The organism is Pseudomonas sp. 21615526 (genome assembly GCF_013386245.1).
Taxonomy (GTDB): domain Bacteria; phylum Pseudomonadota; class Gammaproteobacteria; order Pseudomonadales; family Pseudomonadaceae; genus Aquipseudomonas.
The window spans coordinates 1-20,060 of the sequence record NZ_JACAOM010000055.1; the positions used below are offsets into that span (position 1 = coordinate 1).

At 63.3% G+C, this 20,060-nt stretch carries 18 protein-coding genes and 2 riboswitches; of the genes, 11 read left to right on the forward strand and 7 right to left on the reverse strand.

Annotated elements, in window-relative coordinates; translation table 11 throughout:
- Window positions 1-30: 30 nt before the first annotated feature.
- The 5 genes from cobM to fabF all read right to left on the reverse strand — a co-directional run bounded on the left by cobM (window position 31) and on the right by fabF (window position 3,766).
- Window positions 31-777, reverse strand: a complete 747-nt coding sequence (gene cobM / locus HX786_RS16670) for a precorrin-4 C(11)-methyltransferase (RefSeq protein ID WP_178912347.1) — start codon at window positions 775-777, stop codon at window positions 31-33.
- An 83-nt stretch (window positions 778-860) separates the two neighbouring features.
- A complete protein-coding gene (locus HX786_RS16675; protein ID WP_178912348.1) occupies window positions 861-1,253 on the reverse strand; it encodes a cobalamin biosynthesis protein in 393 nt (130 codons plus the stop codon).
- The gene (locus HX786_RS16680) at window positions 1,250-1,948 is read right to left on the reverse strand and encodes a CbtA family protein (protein ID WP_008431977.1); all 699 of its coding nucleotides are present in this window, start codon (window positions 1,946-1,948) and stop codon (window positions 1,250-1,252) included. The genes HX786_RS16675 and HX786_RS16680 overlap by 4 nt, the downstream gene beginning before the upstream one ends.
- Window positions 1,949-1,959: 11 nt before the next feature.
- Complete coding sequence (locus HX786_RS16685) at window positions 1,960-2,148, reverse strand: CbtB-domain containing protein (protein WP_178912349.1); 189 nt, start codon at window positions 2,146-2,148, stop codon at window positions 1,960-1,962.
- A gap of 96 nt (window positions 2,149-2,244) precedes the next feature.
- Window positions 2,245-2,461: riboswitch (cobalamin riboswitch) on the reverse strand.
- A 36-nt stretch (window positions 2,462-2,497) separates the two neighbouring features.
- Window positions 2,498-3,766 (reverse strand): beta-ketoacyl-ACP synthase II, encoded by a 1,269-nt coding sequence (gene fabF, locus HX786_RS16690; protein WP_178912350.1) that lies wholly within the window; start codon window positions 3,764-3,766, stop codon window positions 2,498-2,500.
- Between the two features lie 113 nt (window positions 3,767-3,879).
- Here fabF and HX786_RS16695 point away from each other — a divergent pair, with 113 nt between their 5' ends.
- The 5 genes from HX786_RS16695 (at window position 3,880) to HX786_RS16715 (ending at window position 11,182) form a co-directional block, all read left to right on the forward strand.
- Window positions 3,880-4,398, forward strand: a complete 519-nt coding sequence (locus tag HX786_RS16695) for a helix-turn-helix domain-containing protein (RefSeq protein WP_008431984.1) — start codon at window positions 3,880-3,882, stop codon at window positions 4,396-4,398.
- Window positions 4,395-4,597: riboswitch (cobalamin riboswitch) on the forward strand. Its footprint overlaps the gene before it by 4 nt.
- 92 nt (window positions 4,598-4,689) lie before the next feature.
- The gene (gene cobW, locus HX786_RS16700; RefSeq protein ID WP_003217887.1) at window positions 4,690-5,751 is read left to right on the forward strand and encodes a cobalamin biosynthesis protein CobW; all 1,062 of its coding nucleotides are present in this window, start codon (window positions 4,690-4,692) and stop codon (window positions 5,749-5,751) included.
- 3 nt (window positions 5,752-5,754) lie between these two features.
- Window positions 5,755-9,528 (forward strand): cobaltochelatase subunit CobN, encoded by a 3,774-nt coding sequence (gene cobN, locus HX786_RS16705; protein WP_178912351.1) that lies wholly within the window; start codon window positions 5,755-5,757, stop codon window positions 9,526-9,528.
- Window positions 9,528-10,526 (forward strand): ATP-binding protein, encoded by a 999-nt coding sequence (locus tag HX786_RS16710; RefSeq protein WP_178903754.1) that lies wholly within the window; start codon window positions 9,528-9,530, stop codon window positions 10,524-10,526. Before cobN ends, HX786_RS16710 begins: the two co-directional genes overlap by 1 nt.
- A 53-nt stretch (window positions 10,527-10,579) precedes the next feature.
- Window positions 10,580-11,182, forward strand: a complete 603-nt coding sequence (locus tag HX786_RS16715) for a VWA domain-containing protein (RefSeq protein ID WP_032898884.1) — start codon at window positions 10,580-10,582, stop codon at window positions 11,180-11,182.
- Here the strand turns inward: HX786_RS16715 and HX786_RS16720 are convergent.
- The gene (locus HX786_RS16720) at window positions 11,139-12,125 is read right to left on the reverse strand and encodes a DUF1853 family protein (RefSeq protein WP_178912352.1); all 987 of its coding nucleotides are present in this window, start codon (window positions 12,123-12,125) and stop codon (window positions 11,139-11,141) included. The two genes, HX786_RS16715 and HX786_RS16720, sit on opposite strands and share 44 nt — an antisense overlap.
- Window positions 12,126-12,268: 143 nt before the next feature.
- On the opposite strand from HX786_RS16720, the gene HX786_RS16725 reads away from it, so the two are divergent.
- Genes HX786_RS16725 through pepN form a run of 6 tightly spaced genes read left to right on the forward strand, consistent with a single transcriptional unit; the run spans window position 12,269 to window position 18,776 of the window.
- Window positions 12,269-13,159: an NAD(+) kinase gene (locus tag HX786_RS16725; RefSeq protein ID WP_003217892.1), complete on the forward strand. Its 891-nt coding sequence runs from the start codon at window positions 12,269-12,271 to the stop codon at window positions 13,157-13,159.
- A complete protein-coding gene (locus HX786_RS16730) occupies window positions 13,156-14,130 on the forward strand; it encodes a metallophosphoesterase (protein WP_161635726.1) in 975 nt (324 codons plus the stop codon). Before HX786_RS16725 ends, HX786_RS16730 begins: the two co-directional genes overlap by 4 nt.
- A complete protein-coding gene (locus HX786_RS16735; RefSeq protein ID WP_008431996.1) occupies window positions 14,127-15,002 on the forward strand; it encodes a rhomboid family intramembrane serine protease in 876 nt (291 codons plus the stop codon). Before HX786_RS16730 ends, HX786_RS16735 begins: the two co-directional genes overlap by 4 nt.
- 15 nt (window positions 15,003-15,017) lie before the next feature.
- Window positions 15,018-15,278: a YeaC family protein gene (locus tag HX786_RS16740; protein WP_003217900.1), complete on the forward strand. Its 261-nt coding sequence runs from the start codon at window positions 15,018-15,020 to the stop codon at window positions 15,276-15,278.
- Entirely contained in the window at window positions 15,275-16,105 is an 831-nt protein-coding gene (locus tag HX786_RS16745; protein WP_003217902.1) for a DUF2797 domain-containing protein, read from the forward strand. Before HX786_RS16740 ends, HX786_RS16745 begins: the two co-directional genes overlap by 4 nt.
- 13 nt (window positions 16,106-16,118) lie before the next feature.
- Entirely contained in the window at window positions 16,119-18,776 is a 2,658-nt protein-coding gene (gene pepN, locus HX786_RS16750; RefSeq protein ID WP_087694365.1) for an aminopeptidase N, read from the forward strand.
- Window positions 18,777-18,897: 121 nt separating this feature from the next.
- Here the strand turns inward: pepN and HX786_RS16755 are convergent, their stop codons facing one another.
- Window positions 18,898-19,953: an aldo/keto reductase gene (locus HX786_RS16755; protein WP_008432003.1), complete on the reverse strand. Its 1,056-nt coding sequence runs from the start codon at window positions 19,951-19,953 to the stop codon at window positions 18,898-18,900.
- Window positions 19,954-20,060: the final 107 nt, after the last annotated feature.

The following is a 20,060-nucleotide window of genomic DNA, read 5'->3' on the forward strand; positions in this document are numbered from 1 at the left end:
CTAAATAACGGATATGTACCCCATCCCCCCTCAGGGCCGATACAAATGCGCATGCCCCGCACGATACAACGACGACTCACCAAAACTGTCACTGGCCAAAACCCGACCCACCAGAATCAACGCCGTACGCCGAAACCCCTTGGCTGCCACCTTCCCGGCAATATCCGCCAGCGTACCAATGGCCCAATCCTGATCCGGCCAGGTCGCCCGATGCACCACCGCAATCGGACAATCCTCCCCATAGTGAGGCACCAACTCAGCCACGATCTTCTCCAGATGACTCACCCCCAGGTGAATCGCCATGGTCGTCCCATGCTGCGCCAGGCTACTGAACACCTCACCCTCAGGCATCGCCGTCTTATCCGCATACCGCGTCAAAATCACACTCTGCGCAATGTCCGGCAATGTCAGCTCAGCCTCCAACAACGCCGCACACGCCGCCACCGCCGTCACTCCGGGAATGATCTGAAACCCAATCCCAAGCTCCCGCAAAAGCCGAATCTGCTCCCCAATCGACCCGTACAAACTCGGATCCCCGGAATGCACCCGCGCCACATCCTGGCCTTTCCCATGGGCCGTCTTGATCAGCTCGATGATCTGCTCCAGATGCAACTCGGCACTGTTAACCACCAACTCCGCCTGATGCCCCTCAAGCACCGCCGCCGGCACCAGCGAACCGGCATAGATGATCACCGGGCAACTGCGAATCAGCCGCTGCCCCTTGACCGTGATCAATTCCGGGTCACCTGGGCCTGCGCCGATGAAAAAGACAGTCATGGATTCATTCCTGTGAAAAAAAGCACGCGAGCAGCCCTCCAGATGAAGATTGCTCATGATCAAAGCTGACGATTATCGGGAATTCAGCCGGCGCAAGCCAATGCAAAGGTGGCCTGGGCGGTTTTTTTGCGGGTGATCAGCAGGGTGGCAGGGCTTTGAGACAGCTGTTCTGCCAGGGCCAGGGCGGCACTTTCAGCAATGCCGTAGCAGCCGGTATGAGCAAAAACCGTCTCGGACTTATGGCTCAGTCGATCTTCATAGGGCGCCAATTGCTCCGCACTGAAAAATACCAACGGCAAATCCAGAACCTGAGCCAGTGCCAGCAACCCCGGCTCATCCTGCTTGCGATCAAGACTGGCCAGCGCAGTGATGCGCTGACGCTCAATGCCACCCTCGGCGAGGGCGGCGTTGAACAGTTCACGCAGGATGTCGACAGAACAACCCCGCTGACACCCCAGGCCAACCGCCAGGATCATGCCGAATACTGACCATCACGGTTACGGCGAAACAGCCAGGCACTGATCAAGCCCAGCGCCAGCCAGAAGGCAACGTTGGTCAACTGCGAGGCGATCTTGAATTGAGCTTCCAGAGCCTCCGGCGCCAGCATCGAGTGGACTTCCGGCTGTGGTGCGCCAATCACATGGGGCACAGCCAGGATCGCCACGCCCAGGATTTTCAGCAGCCAGTTACGACCGAACACGATCAGCGCGATACCGGCAGCGGTAGAGGCGGCAGTGCCGATCCACCAGATTTGCCGTTGCGCCAGGTCTGCCGCCGCAGTCCCCGGCAATTCAGGCGGCAAGCCCAGGGTCGGCGCCAACACAAAGGTGGCGTAACCGGCCAGGCCCCACAGCAGGCCTTGGGCCGTACGGGTCGGTGCACGCAGGGTGTACAGGCCGGCAAGCATCAGGGCAAAACCTACGGCGACCACCAGGTTACCGCCCGTAGTCGACAGCACACGCTGCCAGCCATCTTCCGGCTCCCAGGCTTCAGCGTCGTGGGTGTGGGCCGTGGCTTCGGCATGTTCATGCACTTCGGTCGCGGCCGGGGCGTTTTCGAAGGTTTCCGCCTGCAGGATCAGCGGGGCAACCCAGAAGCTTTGCAGCAAGGTCAGCAGCAAGGCGGCCAGGAGGCCGGTGAAACCTGCGGTTTGGGCAATACGCTTGATCATGTCGGCAGGTCTCAGTGGCACGGGAACGCAGCGCTGTGGCGGGTATCGTGGGCGGCGTTGTGCACCGCTTCGATGTGCGAGAAACCGGCGAAATACACCAGGCACGCGCCGAGGATCGACGCGCCGATGGCGGCAGTCAGGCGTTGGCTCAGGGTGGCGGTGGCGCTGGCGGTAGAGGCGGTGCTGCTGATGATCGACATGGCGCGTCCCTTCAGGGTTTCAGGGTGACACGAGCGCATGAAAACCCCGCGAGCCAGGCACGCAGGGTTCTGAACAGCGCCCGCCCACCGCGGGTTTGTTATCTGATTTTTTCGGGCCGGTCTCCGGGCTTGCGAGGGGCCTGGGCCTTGAAAACATCACCTTCCCATGCCGTAGCGGCACAGTGGTTTTGATGCTTCACTCGCTTACCGTTGCGGGGGCAGCACCGGACTCGTCACGCCCTTGAGTAAAGGAACATGACTCACCGGTTTCCCGTTTCACCCTGTGAAGGGCACCCGAAACAAGATGTGTAGGAGAGCATGGGCGGGCGATGGGCGTCAAATCGCCGGGTTATTGCCAGCGTTTGAACAGCACGCTGGCATTCACGCCGCCGAATCCAAACCCATTGGAAATCGCGTATTCAATCGGCAACGACCGAGCTTGGCCCCGGACCATATCCAGCCCATCGGCGGCGGGGTCCGGGTTGTCCAGGTTGAGGGTCGCCGGGGCAATCTGGTCGCGCAGGGCGAGCACGGTGAAGATCGCCTCGATCCCGCCCGCGGCGCCCAACAGATGGCCGGTCGCCGACTTGGTGGCGCTGATCGCGACGCTGGCAGTTGCACCGAACAGCGTATTGATCGCTGCCAGTTCGCCGTTGTCGCCTACGGGGGTCGACGTGGCATGGGCGTTCAAATGCTGGATCTGTGCGGCGCTGATCCCTGCCTGCGCGATCGCCAGTTCCATTGCCCTGCGTGCACCCGAGCCATCTTCCGGGCCCGATGTCATGTGATAGGCGTCGGCGCTGGTGCCGTAGCCCACCAGCTCTGCGATAGGCGTCGCCCCGCGAGCCAATGCATGCTCCAGTTCCTCGATCACCAACAGTCCGGCACCTTCGCCCATCACAAACCCGTCGCGGCCTTGATCGAACGGGCGGGAGGCCAATGCCGGCGTGTCGTTGTAATCGCTCGACAGCGCACGCGCCGCCGCGAAACCGCCGAGGCTGACCCGGTGGATGCAGGCTTCGGCGCCGCCACACACGGCGATGTCGATTTCGCCGGCACGGATCATTCGCGCAGCATCACCAATCGCCTGTACGCCGGCGGCGCAGGCAGTGACGGGGGAGCCCAGCGGACCTTTAAGTTGATGCTGGATCGACACGTGCCCGGCCGCCATGTTGCCGAGGAATGACGGGATCGTGAACGGCGACAGGCGGCGAGGCCCTTTGCTGTCAGCCGTACGAACGGCCTCGGCAATCGCGGGAAAACCACCCACGCCGGAGGCGATGATTGTCGCGGTACGTTCCTGCTGCGATGGCGTCTGCGGACTCCAGCCAGCCTGGGCCAGGGCCTCTTGCGCGGCGGCCAGGGCAAACACGATGAACCGGTCCATCTTGCGTTGTTCCTTGGCCGGGATGACAGTGTCCGGGTCAAAGCCGGCTTCAGGGTCCTGGATGCGGTCCAACACTTGGCCGCCGATGCTGATTGCCAGGTCGCCGATCAATGCCTCGGGTAGCCTGCGAATCCCGGATTCACCGGCCAGCAGGCGCTTCCAGGTCTGTTCCACGCCGGTTGCCAGCGGTGTCACTGCACCCATGCCGGTCACAACAATTCGCTTACTCATGATCGCTTAGCTCCGCAAATTTCAGGTTGGTAGCAATGCATGGACGAAACTATCATTATGAAAGTAACATCCGATAGCTGAAATTTCCGTAGCCGCCCCACAGAGGAACTGCAATGCAACGTAAGTCGCTGGTGAATGCCGAATGCCCGGTAGCCCGTGGAGTGGAACGGGTAGGCGAGTGGTGGAGCATCCTGATCATGCGCGACGCGCTGCAAGGTTTGCGGCGTTTTGACGAGTTTTCCCAGAGCCTGGGAATCGCTCCGAATATGCTCACCCGCCGGCTCAACAGCCTGGTCGAGGCGGGGCTGCTGGAGCGCCGGCAATACAGCGAGCGGCCGCCCCGTTTCGAGTACGTACCGACGCCGGTTGGCGAGGATTTCCGGGTGGTGATCATGGCGTTCGTCGGTTGGGGCAACCGCCATTTCGCCAACGAAGGTGAAAGCCTGCAATTGGTTGACCGGGAAACCCGGCGCCCGGTGGAAGTGGCGGTGGTGGACGCCGACGGTGTGCGCGTGTCCGTCGAGCAATGCAGCGTTCAAGCCGGGCCTGCCGCCAGCGAGGGCATGCTGGAGCGCCTGGCGCTGCTTCGCGCCAAACGCTCGGACATTGACCCGTCCCCGCGCACTGCGTAGCCTTGCACCTTCGAGGTTCTTCGGCCCAGGCCGAAGCTAAGAAGGGAACGCGGTCAATGCCGCGGCTGCCCCCGCAACTGTAAAGGGTTTATCTGACTGCCACGCCACTGCCTGAACAAGGCGGGAAGGCGCAGCCAGCGCCGGCATCACCGCCGGCAAGCCCCAAGCCAGGAGACCTGCCTCGCAACCGATTTTCTACTTCAACCGGGCGGGGTGATCCGGTGGCGAATTCTGCTCCTGCGCACCCGCGCAGGGGCACTCGTCCCGTATGCCCGCCCCAAAGGGCATCCGATGAAAACACTGGCCAAACTCCCCGTCACCATCGTTACCGGCTTCCTCGGCTCGGGCAAGACCACCTTGCTGCGCCACATGCTGGATAACGCCCAGGGGCGCCGCATCGCGGTGATCGTCAACGAGTTCGGCGAGCTGGGCATTGACGGTGAAATCCTCAAGCAATGCTCCATCGGCTGTACCGAAGAAGAGGCGAACGGCCGCGTCTACGAATTGGCCAATGGCTGCCTGTGCTGCACGGTCCAGGAAGAGTTCTTCCCGGTGATGCGCGAACTGGTGGCCCGTCGCGGCGACCTCGACCATATCCTCATCGAAACCTCGGGCCTGGCCCTGCCAAAACCCTTGGTCCAGGCGTTCCAGTGGCCGGAAATCCGCAGCGCCTGCACCGTTGACGCCGTGATCACCGTGGTCGACAGCCCAGCCGTGGCCGCCGGCACGTTCGCCGCCTTCCCGGACCAGGTTGACGCCCAGCGCAAGCTCGACCCGAACCTGGACCACGAATCCCCCCTGCACGAGCTGTTCGCTGACCAACTGGCCAGCGCCGACCTGGTGATCCTCAACAAGTCCGACCTGATCAGCCCTGAAGACCTGGCCCGTGTGCGCCTGGAAGTGGCAGAAGAACTGCCGCCGGCGGTCAAAATCATCGAAGCCAGCAGCGGTCGCCTGCCGCTGGATGTATTGATCGGCCTGGGCGCGGGCTCGGAAGAACACATCGATGGCCGCCACAGCCATCACGATCATCACCACGAAGGTGAAGACGACCACGACCACGATGCCTTCGACTCCATCTCCATCGAACTGCCCCAGGCCGACGAAAGCCTGCTGCTGGACGCCCTGACCCAACTGGTGGTCAAGCACGGCATCCTGCGGGTCAAGGGCTTCGCGGCGATCCCGAACAAACCGATGCGCCTGCTGATCCAGGGCGTGGGCACGCGTTTCGACAAGCACTTCGACCGCGCCTGGCGCGCCGATGAGCCGCGCGCCACGCACCTGGTGCTGATCGGCCAGGAACTCGACGCCGCCTTGCTCGAAGCGCAACTGCGCGCTGCCCTCAGCGTTTAAACCATGCATCTGCTCAGGACCCAGCCCGGCGGTTTCGTTTCGGATGACAACATCGCCGACCTTGGGCAAACCCCCGCCGAGCTGGTGATCCTGTGCAGCGGTGATTCCAGCCTGGCGCTGCTGGCCGAAGCGGCCCAGCAGTTGCCCGATGATTACCCGAGCCTGCGCCTGGCCAACCCGATGCAGGTGCAGAACCATGCTTCGGTCGACCTGTATGTGGATGAGGTGCTGCGCCACGCCAAGGTCATCCTGATTTCGCTGCACGGCGGCATCGGTTATTGGCGCTACGGTATCGAGCGCCTGGTGGAGTTGGCCGAGCGCGGCGTGCAGCTGATCCTGGTGCCGGGGGATGATCGCCCGGACCCGGAACTCAGTGGCCTCAGCACCGTGGGCGCCGAGGAACGTGACCGGCTCTGGCACTTCCTGCGCCAGGGTGGTTTGGGGAATGCGCTGGATTTCTATCGTTGCCTGGCCGCCAGCTACCTTGGCCGCGATTACGCCTGGAGCGAGCCGCAAACCCTGCCGCGCACGGCGATTTATCATCCGCATAAAGCCAATGCCCGTCTCAACGATTGGCAGGCTGACTGGCAAGCTGATTTTCCCGTGGCGGCGGTGCTGTTCTACCGCTCCCATTTGCAGGCGGCCAACACCGGCTTTATCGATGTTTTTTGCCAGCGCTTGCAGGCCGCGGGTCTCAACCCGCTGCCGATGGCGGTGGCCAGTTTGAAAGAGCCCGGTTGCCTGACCGTGGTCGAGGATTTGCTGGACGAGGTGCACGCCTCGGTGATTCTGAACACCACCGGTTTTGCCCAGTCCAGCCCCGAAGCGCCGCACCTGCGGCCGTTTCGCCGCAATATCCCGGTGATCCAGGCGATTTGCGCCCAGGACAACGAGCCCGGCTGGCAGGCCAGCGAGCAAGGCCTCGGCCCACGTGACCTGGCGATGCACATCGCGTTGCCGGAACTGGACGGGCGCATCATCAGCCGGCCCATCAGCTTCAAGGACCTGGCCTGGCGCAGTGAGCGCAGCCAGTCGGATGTGGTGTGCTATCGCGCACAACCGGAGCGCATGGACTTTGTCGCCGAACTGGCGCGGCGCTGGGTCGAACTGGCGCGGGTGCCGAATGGCGAAAAGCGTATCGCGCTGATCCTCGCCAACTACCCGACCCGGGACGGACGTATCGGCAACGGCGTGGGTCTCGACACCCCAGCCGCCGCGCTGAATATCCTGCGGGCACTGAAAATCCAAGGTTATCCGCTGCCGGACGAGCTGCCGGAAAGCGGAACGGCACTGATCCAGGCGCTCTTGGGCGGCGTCAGCAACGACCTGGACAGCCTCGACTTGCGTCCGTGTCATCAGAGCCTGGCGCTGGATGACTACGAGGCGATGTTCAACCGCTTGCCCGAGTCCAATCGCCAGGCCGTGTTGGCACGCTGGGGTACACCTCATAGCGATCCGATGTTCCGCGACGGCCGCATGATGATCGCGGGCCTGCGTTTGGGCCTGACCTTCGTCGGCATCCAGCCGGCCCGGGGTTACCAGATCGACGCGAGTGCGGTCTATCACGACCCGGACCTGGTGCCGCCCCACGGTTACCTGGCGTTCTACTTCTGGTTACGCCACACCTACGGCGCCCACGGCGTGATCCACGTTGGCAAGCACGGCAACCTGGAATGGCTGCCGGGCAAGGGCGTCGGGCTTTCCGAGAACTGCTGGCCCGACGCACTACTGGGGCCGCTGCCGAATATCTACCCGTTTATCGTCAATGACCCGGGCGAGGGCGCCCAGGCCAAGCGCCGCACCCAGGCCGTGATCATCGACCACCTGATGCCGCCGCTGACCCGCGCCGAAACCTATGGGCCGCTGCGCGACCTGGAGTTGCTGGCCGACGAGTATTACGAGGCACAACTGCTCGACCCACGGCGTGCCCGCGAGCTGCAAAAGGACATCCTCAAGCTGGTGCGCGAAACCCGCATCGACCAGGAACTGGCCCTGGACGAAAACCTCGACAGCGACGCCGATGCGGCGATCTGGCTGCCGCGCCTGGACACCTACCTGTGTGACTTGAAGGAGTCGCAGATTCGCGATGGCCTGCACATTTTCGGCGAGTCGCCCGAGGGCCGCTTGCGCATCGACACCTTGCTGGCGTTGTTGCGTATTCCGCGTGGCGATGGGCGCGGGCCGCAATCGAGCCTGCTGCGGGTATTGGCCAAGGCCTTCGACCTGGGCTTCGATCCGCTGGACTGCGCCCTGGCCGAGCCGTGGACGGGGCGCCGGCCGTTGGTGTTGCAGAAGATCGACACGCAGTTGTGGCGCACTGCCGGCGACACCCGTGAACGCCTGGAGCTGTATGCCGCGCGCTTGATCGAGCAGGCGCTGGAAGGTGCCGTGGAGCAGCTTGAAGAGCCCGGCTGGGAAGACGTCAAGGCGGTGATCGAGAGCTTGCGCATCGTCGTCGCGCCACGCCTGGATGCCTGCGGCCCGGCGGAAATGCGCGGGTTGCTGGATGCCTTGAGCGGGCGCTTCGTCCCGGCCGGGCCCAGCGGCGCGCCGAGCCGGGGCCGTCTGGACGTGTTGCCTACCGGTCGTAACTTTTTCTCGGTGGATGTGCGCAACCTGCCCACCACCACTGCCTGGCGCATCGGCTTCCAGTCGGCGAACCTGATTCTTGAGCGTCACCTGCAGGATCATGGCGACCACTTGCGCCAGCTCGGCCTGTCGGTGTGGGGCACCGCCACCATGCGCACCGGTGGCGACGATATCGCCCAGGCCATGGCGCTGATGGGCGTGCGCCCGGTATGGGCCACGGGCAGCCAGCGGGTGGATGACTTTGAAATCCTGCCCATCAGCCTACTGGACCGGCCACGGGTGGATGTGACCTTGCGCGTGTCGGGCTTCTTCCGCGATGCGTTCGCCAACCTGATCCGCCTGTTCGATGCGGCGGTGCAAGCCGTGGCGGCGCTGGACGAACCCGACGACCTGAACCCTCTGGCGGCCAAGGTGCGCAGTGAGCGCGAGGCCTTGCGCCTGTCGGGCCTGGACGAGGACGCGGCGGCGAAGCAGGCTGGTTGGCGGATCTTCGGTGCCAAGCCCGGTGCCTATGGTGCCGGCGTGCAGGGCGCGATTGATGGGCGCTTGTGGCAGAGCCGCGAAGACCTGGCGGAGGTTTACCTGAACTGGGGCGGCTACGCCTATGGCGGCTCCGACGAAGGCACCGCCGCCCGCGAACAGTTTGCCCAGCGTTTGAGCCAGGTGCAGGCGGTGTTGCAGAACCAGGACAACCGCGAGCATGACCTGCTCGACTCCAATGATTACTACCAATTCCAGGGCGGCATGCTCGCCGCCGTGGAAACCCTGAGCGGCGACAAGGCCGCCAGCTATCATGGTGACCACAGCCAGCCGGACTTGCCGAAAGTCCGCACGTTGAAGGAAGAGTTGAACCGGGTGATTCGTGCCCGTGCGGCCAACCCGAAGTGGATCGAAGGGGTGAAGCGCCACGGCTACAAAGGCGCGTTCGAGATGGCGGCCACCGTGGATAATCTGTTCGCGTTCGACGCTACGACGGCGTTGATCGACGATCATCAATATGCATTGCTGGCGGATGCCTACTTGCTGGACCCGGACACCCGCGCCTTTGTGCAGCAGCACAACCCGGATGCCCTGCGGGATATGACCGAACGCATGCTCGAAGCCCAGCAACGCGGCATGTGGCAGGAGCCTGGGGCGTACCGCGAGGCGTTGGAAAACCTGTTGTTGGATATAGAAGAAGGTAGTTGATGACCGACATTCCACATTTCCCGCTGTCCGCCGTGGTCGGCGCCGACGACCTGAAACTGGCCCTGTGCCTGACCGCCATCGACCCGAAGATCGGTGGCGTGCTGATTGAAGGCCCGCGCGGCATGGCCAAGTCCACCCTGGCCCGTGGCCTGGCGGACCTGCTCGCCAGCGGCCAGTTCGTCACGCTGCCGTTGGGCGCCACCGAGGAGCGGCTGGTGGGCACACTCGATCTGGACGCGGCACTCAGTGAGGGCCGCGCACAGTTTTCCCCCGGCGTGCTGGCCAAGGCCGACGGCGGCGTGCTCTATGTCGATGAAGTCAACCTGCTGCCCGACCACCTGGTGGACCTGCTGCTGGACGTGGCCGCCAGCGGCACCAACCTGATCGAGCGCGACGGGATTTCCCACCGGCATTCGGCGCGTTTTGTACTGATCGGCACCATGAACCCGGAAGAGGGCGAGCTGCGCCCGCAATTGCTCGACCGGTTTGGTTTCAACGTAGCGCTGAGCGGGCACACCCAGCCGGCCGAACGCGGGCAGATCATCCGTCGCCGCCTGGATTTCGACAGCGACCCTCAGGGTTTCTGCGGGCAATGGGCCGACCGGCAGGCCGCGTTGCGTGAGCGCTGCACCCGGGCCCGCGCCTTGCTGGATAGCATCCCGTTGGATGACCAGGCGCTGGCGCAGATTACCGAGCGCTGCTTTGCCGCTGGGGTCGATGGCTTGCGCGCCGACCTGGTCTGGCTGCGTGGCGCACGTGCCCATGCGGCCTGGCGGGGCGCGACGGCTATCAGCGAAGAAGATATCGAAGCGGTCGCGGAATTTGCCCTGCGCCATCGTCGTCAGGAGCAATCCCCGCCTGCAACGCCGCCCGCTGGCGGTCAATCACCCAAGCCCAATGATGCACCTGAAGACCAGGGCCAGTGGGGCAACATGCCCGCACCCGCCTTGCCGATAGGCGCTCGCCGTGATGTGCCCACCTGGCCAAAAAAGCCCTAGGCATCCGCCCCAAACCTGACGCAGGGGCGGATGCACGGCCCAAGGCGGGTCGACTGAACAAGGGCCGGCGTGGCCAGGCGCGCAGCGCGGCCGAAGGTTCGATCAACTGGCCGGGCACCTTGCTCGGCGGGCGGCCGCAACGCCGCGAAGATTTGTTGTATCAACTGCGTAGCCGTACGCCCCATGAACTGTGGCTGGTGATTGTCGATGCTTCGGCGTCCACCCGGCGGCATCAGGCGCTTAGCGATGCCAAGGGATTACTGGCCCAACTGTTCGACGATGCCTATCGACAGCGGGCGCGCATGGCGTTGCTCACCGCGAGCGGGCAATCGCCAAAGTGGCAGGTGCAGGGATTAAAGGCGGCAAAAGGGCTTGGTCATTGGCTTGATGGCCTCGGTGCAGGCGGTGGCACGCCATTGTTGGCAGCGCTGAACGAAGCGGGGCACTGGTTGGCGGCTCGTCGCAAGCGTTACCCGGTGGAGCAGCAGCGGTTGCTGGTGATCACCGATGGGCGGCTGAAGGATGTGGCGGGTTTGCCGCCGCTGGACTGCCCGGGCTTGCTGGTGGACATCGAGCGCGGCCCGATTCGGTTGGGCCGTTCAAAGCAGCTGGCTATGGGGTTACAGATTGACTATCGGCATATCGATAACCTGTAAGCGCCGGCACGTTCGGCCACAGATCCGCCACCAGAAACAACCGTTCGGCTTCTTCCCATTCGCCTTCGCTGTTTTCCACCAGGCGCACCAGCAACTGCGCGGGCGCCATGGGGTCCAGCTCGGTCAGCCAGTGTTGCATCCGGGCCGCGTCCCAGGCTTCGTTCGCCGGGTAGTGCGCCGGCGCCAGCCATGCGTGGCGGGGCAGCGGTTGCCAGCGTCCTGCCGGGCTTTGCTCGATAAACCTCGACCAATCGCGCTGATGCAGCCAGCGGCCATTCAGGTGTTGGGGATGCGCGCCCTGCGGCGCCTGCGCCATGCCCGGCCATGGGTAGAGCAGATAACCGCCCAGCCACAGATGGGCATCAAAGGTCTGGATATCCAGCGCGGCCAGGACTTCGCGGCTCTCCGGCCGGGCGGAAATCGGCAGTTGGTGCTGGGCCAGGTGGGCCAGCTTGCGGTCGAGCCGGTCGTGGCAGCCGGGGCCGAGCCATTGCGCGGTGTTCCGGCCATCACCGTCCTGGGGCCCGAGGTAGAGTTTGATCGCCAGTTCCAGATGATGCACACCGTCACGGTCGCGCAGCAGCATGTCCAGCTCGCCCAGGGTATGCCCGGCCTGGCGGATCGGCAGGTTGGCCGCCAGCAGCTCCACGCCCGGCGCATGTTGCACGGCGAATTGCCACAGCCGTTCGTAATACAACCCCAGCCGGCGGGTGCGTGCCTGGCTCAGCCAATGCAGCAAGGCACTGCTGTCCTGGTCCAGCTGGCGCAGCCACTGCTCCAGCAAATGCGGCGCCTGCACCCAGTCGCTGCCGGTCAGCGGGTGGCGTTGTGGCCACGGCGTTTGCGCGAGCATCGGCGGGGCGAGCATCACCCACGCGAGATCGCGCACCTCGGGGTGACGCAGTTGGCGGGGCAGGTGCTGCAAATCAGGGAACAGAGTCATGGTCCGAGCATAGCCTTTTACAGCCGGGAAGGGGGCTGAGAACCGTTGTCGTCTGGGGTTTGCGGCGACAAAGGATTTTGTGTAACGCCGGCTTTCGCCCATAATCGTTCTTTTTTGCAGAACCCGAACCCCGCAGGAGCCCCATGGAGCAATTTCGCAATATCGGCATTATCGGTCGCCTGGGCAGTACCCAGGTGCTGGACACCGTCCGCCGACTGAAAAAGTTTCTGCTCGAGCGCCACCTGCACGTGATCCTCGAAGACACCATCGCTGAAATCCTCCCGGGCCATGGCCTGCAGACCTCGTCGCGCAAGATGCTCGGTGAAGTCTGCGACATGGTGATCGTGGTGGGCGGCGACGGCAGCCTGCTGGGCGCCGCCCGGGCGCTGGCGCGGCATAACGTGCCGGTGCTGGGGATCAACCGTGGAAGCCTGGGGTTCCTCACCGATATTCGCCCCGACGAGCTGGAAGTCGAAGTGGCCAAGGTGCTGGACGGCCACTACCTGGTGGAAAACCGCTTCCTGCTGCAAGCCGAAGTGCGCCGCCACGGCGAAGCCATCGGCCAGGGCGACGCCCTCAACGATGTGGTGCTGCACCCCGGCAAGTCGACGCGGATGATCGAGTTCGAGTTGTACATCGACGGCCAGTTCGTGTGCAGCCAGAAGGCCGACGGCCTGATCGTCGCCACGCCGACCGGGTCCACGGCCTACGCGCTGTCGGCCGGTGGGCCGATCATGCATCCCAAGCTGGATGCCATTGTGATCGTGCCGATGTATCCCCATATGTTGTCCAGCAGGCCTATCGTGGTCGATGGCAACAGTGAGCTGAAAATCGTGGTGTCAAAAGACATGCAGATCTACCCGCAAGTCTCCTGCGACGGGCAGAACCATTTCACCTGCGCCCCCGGTGACACCATCACCGTGAGCAAAAAGGCACAGAAGTTGCGGTTGATCCACCCGCTGGACCACAACTACTACGAAGTGTGCCGGACCAAGCTGGGCTGGGGCAGCCGCTTGGGGGGTGGAGGCGACTGATGCTCGATCCCGCGCGTAGCTACGACCTGATTGGTGACGTGCACGGTTGCGCTCATACCCTTGAGCACTTGCTCGACCGGTTGGGTTACCACAAGCAGGGCGGTACCTGGCGCCATCCGTCGCGAATGGCCGTGTTCCTCGGCGATATCATCGACCGTGGCCCGCGCATTCGCGAGGCGCTGCATATCGTCCACGACATGACCGAGGCCGGCCAGGCACTGTGCATCATGGGCAACCATGAGTTCAACGCGCTGGGCTGGAGCACGCCCGCCGCCCCGGGCAGCGGCAAGCAGTTTGTGCGCGAGCACACGCCACGCCACGCGCGGTTGATCCACGAGACCCTGACCCAGTTCGAACAGCACCCGGCAGACTGGCACGATTTCCTCGGCTGGTTCTATGACATGCCGCTGTTTGTCGACGCCGGGCGATTCCGCGTAGTGCACGCCTGCTGGGACAACGGCTTTATCGAGCCCCTGCGCGCGCATTTCCCGGACGGCTGCATCGACGAACACTTCCTGCAAGCCGCCGCCGTGCCCGGCAGTTTCGCCAGCAATGCCTTCGACCGCCTGTTGCGCGGCACCGACATGCGCCTGCCGGACGGCCTGACCCTGACCGGCGGCGACGGCCTGACGCGTTCGTTCTTCCGCACCAAGTTCTGGGAAGACGACCCGAAAACCTACGGCGACATCGTGTTTCAGCCCGATGCGCTGCCGGAACCGGTGGCCGCCACGCCGCTGTCGTCCACTGAAAAGAATTCCCTGCTGCGCTACGGCGTCGACGAGCCATTGCTGTTCGTCGGCCACTACTGGCGCAGCGGCAAACCGGCGCCGATCCGCCCGAACCTGGCCTGCCTGGACTACAGCGCGGTGCTGTACGGCAAGTTGGTGGCGTACCGGCTGGATCAGGAAACCCGCCTGGACCCGCGTAAATTTGTTTGGGTCGATGTCGAGCGCCCTGAGGTTATTTCATGAGTACCGTTGCTGTATTACGCCTGCCGCTGGCGGTAGATTTGAGTGGTTTCGTCAAGCTTCTGCAACGCATGCAAGTGCCCCATCGCGTCAGCGAAGAAGCCGGGGAGCAGGTGCTGTGGGTGCCTGACTCCATCAGTGAAGACGTGAAGGTCCTGTACCAGCGCTTTCCGGCCGGTGACCCGGACCAGCAACTGGACATTCCCGAGCAGGCGACGTCGACCAGGCGTCCCGGGTTTGCCCAGCAGCTTCGCCACAGCCCGGTGACCGCGTTGGTGTTGCTGCTGAGCATCATCGTCGGCGCCGTTACGTTGCTGGGGGATAACCTGCAGGCCATGAGCTGGCTGACGTTCCTGCCGTTCAGCGTGGCAGGCGAGTACATCCGTTTCACGCCATTGACCGACAGCCTGGCGTCGGGACAGTGGTGGCGCCTGGTCACGCCGATGTTGATCCACTTCGGCATCCTGCACCTGGCCATGAACGGCATGTGGTACTGGGAACTGGGGCGACGCATCGAGTTGCGCCAGGGCAGTATCAACCTGCTGGGCCTGACCCTGCTGTTCAGCCTGGTGTCGAACTACGCTCAATACTATTTTGGTGGTCCCGGCCTGTTTGGCGGGTTGTCCGGCGTGCTGTATGGCTTGCTCGGGCATTGCTGGATCTATCAGTGGGTGTCGCCGAATCCGGTGTATCGCCTGCCTCGCGGGGTGTTGGTGATGATGCTGGTGTGGCTGGTGCTGTGCCTGTCGGGCCTGGTCTCGATGATCGGCTTCGGCGAAATCGCCAACGCGGCCCACGTGGGTGGCCTGGTGATGGGTTGCCTGACCGGTTTGTTGGGTGGCTTGTACAGCCGCCGCAAAATGTCTCCTATTTAGTTAAGGAAGAGTCTTATGTCCTCTTTTGTCGAAATGATCGAAAACATCACCCCGGACATCTACGAGAGCCTCAAGCTCGCCGTGGAAATCGGCAAATGGTCCGATGGCCGCAAGCTCACCGCCGAGCAGCGTGAATTGTCGTTGCAGGCGGTGATCGCCTGGGAACTGCAGAACCTGCCGGAAGACCAGCGCACCGGCTACATGGGCCCGCAGGAATGCGCCTCGAAGTCGGCGCCGGTGCCGAACATCCTGTTCAAGTCGGATGCCATCCATTGATTGAGATTGGCCGTGGTGCAGTCAGCAAGATGTCGGCGCAGTTGGGTGAGCCGACCGTTCAATACGCGTTTCGCCTGGGCGACACCGAGGTGCCGGTCAATCCATTGATCGGCACTACCGTGCGCCTGGAATACCTCGGTGCGATCCATTGCACCCATTGCGGTCGCAAGACCAAGACCAGTTTCAGTCAGGGTTACTGCTACCCGTGCATGACCAAACTGGCCCAGTGCGACCTGTGCATCATGAGCCCCGAGCGCTGCCATTACGACGCCGGCACCTGCCGCGATCCGGCCTGGGGTGAAAAATTCTGCATGACCGACCACGTGGTGTACCTGGCGAACTCGTCGGGGATCAAGGTCGGCATCACCCGCGCCAGCCAGCTGCCGACCCGCTGGCTCGACCAGGGTGCCAGCCAGGCGCTGCCGATCATGCGCGTTGCCACGCGCCAGCAGTCGGGCTTCGTCGAAGACCTGTTCCGCAGCCAGGTGGCCGACAAGACCAACTGGCGCGCGTTGCTCAAGGGCGATGCCCAGGCCGTCGACCTTGCGCAGGTGCGCGACGAACTGTTCGCCAGCTGTGCCGAAGGCATGCTCGGTTTGCAGGAACGCTTTGGCCTGCAGGCCATCCAACCGGTGACCGACATCGAACCGATCGAAATCCGCTACCCGATCGAGCAGTATCCGACCAAGATCGTCAGCTTCAACCTGGACAAGAACCCGATTGCCGAAGGCACGCTGATGGGGATCAAGGGCCAATACCTGATCTTCGATACCGGCGTGATCAATATTCGTAAATACACGGCCTACCAGCTCGCCGTGCATCAGTAGAAGGACGACAGACATGCGCACCGAACAGCCGAAGATGATTTACCTGAAGGACTATCAGGCGCCGGACTACCTGATCGACGAGACGCACCTGACCTTCGAGTTGTTCGAGGACCATAGCCTGGTCCACGCGCAGCTGGTGATGCGCCGCAACCCCGAGCGCGGCGCCGGCTTGCCGCCGCTGGTGCTGGACGGGCAGCAGCTGGAGCTGCTGTCGGTGAACCTGGCCGACCAGGAACTGACCGACGCCGACTACCAGTTGAGCGACAGCCACCTGACCGTGCACCCCACCAGCGCGACCTTCACCCTCGACACCACGGTGAAGATCCACCCGGAAACCAATACCGCCCTGGAAGGCCTGTACAAATCCGGCGGCATGTTCTGCACCCAGTGCGAGGCCGAGGGTTTCCGCAAGATCACCTATTACCTCGACCGTCCTGACGTGATGAGCGTGTTCACCACCACGGTGATCGCCGAGCAACACAGCTACCCGGTGTTGCTGTCCAACGGCAACCCGATTGCTTCCGGCCCTGGCGAAGACGGCCGGCACTGGGCGACCTGGGAAGATCCGTTCAAGAAGCCGGCGTACCTGTTTGCACTGGTGGCCGGTGATTTGTGGTGTGTCGAAGACACCTTCACCACCATGACCGAGCGCACCGTGGCGCTGCGTATCTATGTCGAGCCGGAAAACATCGACAAGTGCCAGCACGCCATGAACAGCCTGAAGAAATCCATGCGCTGGGACGAGGAAGTCTATGGCCGTGAGTACGACCTCGACATCTTCATGATCGTCGCGGTCAACGACTTCAACATGGGCGCCATGGAAAACAAGGGCCTCAACATCTTCAACTCCAGCGCCGTGCTGGCTCGTGCCGAAACCGCCACCGACGCCGCGCACCAGCGAGTCGAGGCGATCGTTGCCCACGAATACTTCCACAACTGGTCGGGCAACCGCGTGACTTGCCGCGACTGGTTCCAGCTGTCGCTGAAGGAAGGCTTCACGGTGTTCCGTGATTCGCAGTTCTCTGCCGACATGAACTCGGCCACCGTCAAGCGCATCCAGGACGTGGCTTATCTGCGCACTCACCAGTTCGCCGAAGATGCCGGTCCCATGGCCCACGCGGTACGTCCGGACGGCTTTATCGAGATCTCCAACTTCTACACCCTGACCGTGTACGAAAAGGGCTCGGAAGTCGTCCGTATGATCCAAACCTTGCTCGGCGCCGAAGGGTTCCGCAAAGGCAGCGACCTGTACTTCGAACGCCACGACGGCCAGGCTGTGACCTGCGATGACTTTATCAAGGCCATGGAAGACGCCAACGGCGCTGACCTGACCCAGTTCAAGCGCTGGTACAGCCAGGCCGGTACGCCACGCCTGGCGGTGAGCGAGTCCTACGACCCGGTGGCTAAAACCTACAGCCTGACCTTCCGTCAAAGCTGCCCGGAAACCCCGGACAAGGTGGAAAAACTGCCGTTCGTGATTCCGGTTGAGCTGGGCCTGCTGGACGGGAAGGGCGCGGGCATCGCCTTGCGCCTGGCCGGTGAAACCGCTGCCGGCGCCACGTCCCGCGTGATCTCGGTGACCGAAGCCGAACAGACCTTCACCTTTGTCGACATCGCCGAGCACCCGCTGCCGTCGCTGCTGCGTGGCTTCTCGGCGCCGGTGAAGCTGAGCTTCCCGTATAACCGCGACCAACTGATGTTCCTGATGCAGCACGACAGCGATGGCTTCAATCGCTGGGACGCCGGCCAGCAGCTGTCGGTGCAGGTGTTGCAGGAGCTGATCGCCCAACATCAGCAGGGCAAGGCGCTGGTGCTGGATCAACGCCTGATCACTGCACTGCGCAGCGTATTGAGCGACGAAAGCCTGGACCAGGCGATGGTCGCCGAGATGCTCTCGCTACCGAGCGAAGCCTACCTGACCGAAATCAGCGAAGTGGCGGATGTCGATGCCATCCACGCGGCCCGCGAGTTTGCTCGCAAGCAGTTGGCCGACAACCTGTTCGAAGGCCTGTGGCTGCGTTACCAGGCCAATCGCGACCTGTCGAAGAAAACCCCGTACGTGGCCGAGGCGGAACACTTTGCCCGTCGCGCCTTGCAGAACATTGCGCTGTCGTACCTGATGCTCAGCGGCAAGCCGGAAGTGCTGGCGGCGACCCTTGAACAGTTCGACGCGTGCGACAACATGACCGAGCGCCTGACGGCCCTGGCGGTGCTGGTCAACTCGCCGTTCGAAGAAGAGAAAGCCAAGGCGCTGGCGGTGTTTGCCGAGAACTTCAAGGACAACCCGCTGGTCATGGACCAGTGGTTCAGCGTGCAGGCGGGCAATGGTTTGCCGGGCGCGCTGGAGCGGGTCAAGACGTTGATGCAGCACCCTGCGTTCAACATCAAGAACCCGAACAAGGTGCGGGCACTGGTGGGCGCGTTTGCCGGGCAGAACCTGATCAACTTCCACGCGGCGGATGGTTCGGGCTATCGGTTCCTGGCGGACCTGGTGATCCAGTTGAATGGCTTCAACCCCCAGATTGCTTCGCGGCAATTGGCGCCGTTGACCCGCTGGCGCAAGTACGACAGCGCGCGGCAGGCGCTGATGAAAGGCGAGCTGGAGCGGATTCGCGCTTCGGGCGAGCTGTCCAGCGATGTGTTTGAAGTGGTGAGCAAAAGCCTCGCTTAACTGAGGCTGAGTACTGCATCTGTGGCGAGGGAGCTTGCTCCCGCTGGAGTGCGCAGCGCTCCCAAGATTTTGGGGCCGCTACGCAGCCCAGCGGGAGCAAGCTCCCTCGCCACAACGGGTCTTAGATAACCGGCGGCCAGCGCAGGTCTTGTGCATCATCGTCCGTATAACGTGGGAAGCGTTCCGCGATCATCTCGTGGGGCACGCCCAGCGGTATCGCGCTGGCAGCATCCAGGCGGGCCACTTGCTCAGCCGAGAGTTGCACACTCAACGCACCCAGGGTGCCGTCCAGTTGTTCGCGGGTACGCGGCCCCAGGATCGGGATCAGCGCGGTAGTGGAACGACGGGCCTTTTCCCGTAGCCAGGCGATGGCGATGTGAGTCGGCGTGGCGTCCAGTTCACCGGCAACCGCCAGCAGGGTGTCGAGCACTGCCGTTTCCCGTGCGCTTTTTTCAGCGTGGACCAAAATCCCCAGCTTGCTGGCGCGGGTATCGTCCTGGCTGTTGCGGTACTTCCCGGTCAGAAAACCACCCCCCAGCGGTGACCATAAAGTCGCGGCCAGGCCCAGGGCCTCGGCCATGGGCAGCAGCTCGCGGTCAGCGGTGCGTTCGGCCAGGCTGTATTCGGTCTGGATCGCTACCAGGGGTGCAAAGCCGCGCACTTCAGCGAGCAGGTCGGCGCGGGCAATGCGCCAGGCGGGGAAGTTGGACAGCCCGGCGTAGTGGATCTTGCCGGCACGCACCAGGTCATCAAACCCCCGCAGGATCTCTTCCATCGGCGTGACGTTGTCGCTGATATGCGCCCAGAACAGGTCGATGTGGTCGGTGTTCAAGCGTTTCAGGCTTTCTTCGACGGCGCGCACCATGTTCTTGCGGTTGTTGCCAAGCTTGAGGGTGCCTTCGTCTTGAGGCTGGGTGCGCAGGGTGTATTTGCTGGCGATCACCAAGCGGTCGCGTTCCGAGGCAATGAACTCGCCGAGCAGTACTTCCGATTGGCCGAACTGGTAGCCGTTGGCAGTATCGAGGAAGTTTCCGCCGGCCTCCAGATAGCCGTCGTAGATTCGCTTGGACTCGTCGCGCTCGGCGCCGTGGCCCCAGCCTGTGCCGAAATTGGCGGTACCCAGGGCCAGCTCTGAAACCCGCAGGCCGCTGCGACGGCCAAAGACTTTATTGCGCATACCGAAACTCCTGACGCTGTGGTTGGTTTAAATGTTTCGCAACATCTATTAAATATGATGCGAGTCATATATTTCGTCAAGGGGCTTTTTTGGCGGCTGAAGGGAAG

Bases quoted from the DNA above. Each gene is read 5' to 3' on its own strand.
- cobM (WP_178912347.1), bottom strand. From the start codon at position 777: ATGACTGTCTTTTTCATCGGCGCAGGCCCAGGTGACCCGGAATTGATC.
- HX786_RS16675 (WP_178912348.1), bottom strand. From the start codon at position 1,253: ATGATCCTGGCGGTTGGCCTGGGGTGTCAGCGGGGTTGTTCTGTCGAC.
- HX786_RS16680 (WP_008431977.1), bottom strand. From the start codon at position 1,948: ATGATCAAGCGTATTGCCCAAACCGCAGGTTTCACCGGCCTCCTGGCC.
- HX786_RS16685 (WP_178912349.1), bottom strand. From the start codon at position 2,148: ATGTCGATCATCAGCAGCACCGCCTCTACCGCCAGCGCCACCGCCACC.
- fabF (WP_178912350.1), bottom strand. From the start codon at position 3,766: ATGAGTAAGCGAATTGTTGTGACCGGCATGGGTGCAGTGACACCGCTG.
- HX786_RS16695 (WP_008431984.1), top strand. From the start codon at position 3,880: ATGCAACGTAAGTCGCTGGTGAATGCCGAATGCCCGGTAGCCCGTGGA.
- cobW (WP_003217887.1), top strand. From the start codon at position 4,690: ATGAAAACACTGGCCAAACTCCCCGTCACCATCGTTACCGGCTTCCTC.
- cobN (WP_178912351.1), top strand. From the start codon at position 5,755: ATGCATCTGCTCAGGACCCAGCCCGGCGGTTTCGTTTCGGATGACAAC.
- HX786_RS16710 (WP_178903754.1), top strand. From the start codon at position 9,528: ATGACCGACATTCCACATTTCCCGCTGTCCGCCGTGGTCGGCGCCGAC.
- HX786_RS16720 (WP_178912352.1), bottom strand. From the start codon at position 12,125: ATGACTCTGTTCCCTGATTTGCAGCACCTGCCCCGCCAACTGCGTCAC.
- HX786_RS16725 (WP_003217892.1), top strand. From the start codon at position 12,269: ATGGAGCAATTTCGCAATATCGGCATTATCGGTCGCCTGGGCAGTACC.
- HX786_RS16735 (WP_008431996.1), top strand. From the start codon at position 14,127: ATGAGTACCGTTGCTGTATTACGCCTGCCGCTGGCGGTAGATTTGAGT.
- HX786_RS16740 (WP_003217900.1), top strand. From the start codon at position 15,018: ATGTCCTCTTTTGTCGAAATGATCGAAAACATCACCCCGGACATCTAC.
- pepN (WP_087694365.1), top strand. From the start codon at position 16,119: ATGCGCACCGAACAGCCGAAGATGATTTACCTGAAGGACTATCAGGCG.
- HX786_RS16755 (WP_008432003.1), bottom strand. From the start codon at position 19,953: ATGCGCAATAAAGTCTTTGGCCGTCGCAGCGGCCTGCGGGTTTCAGAG.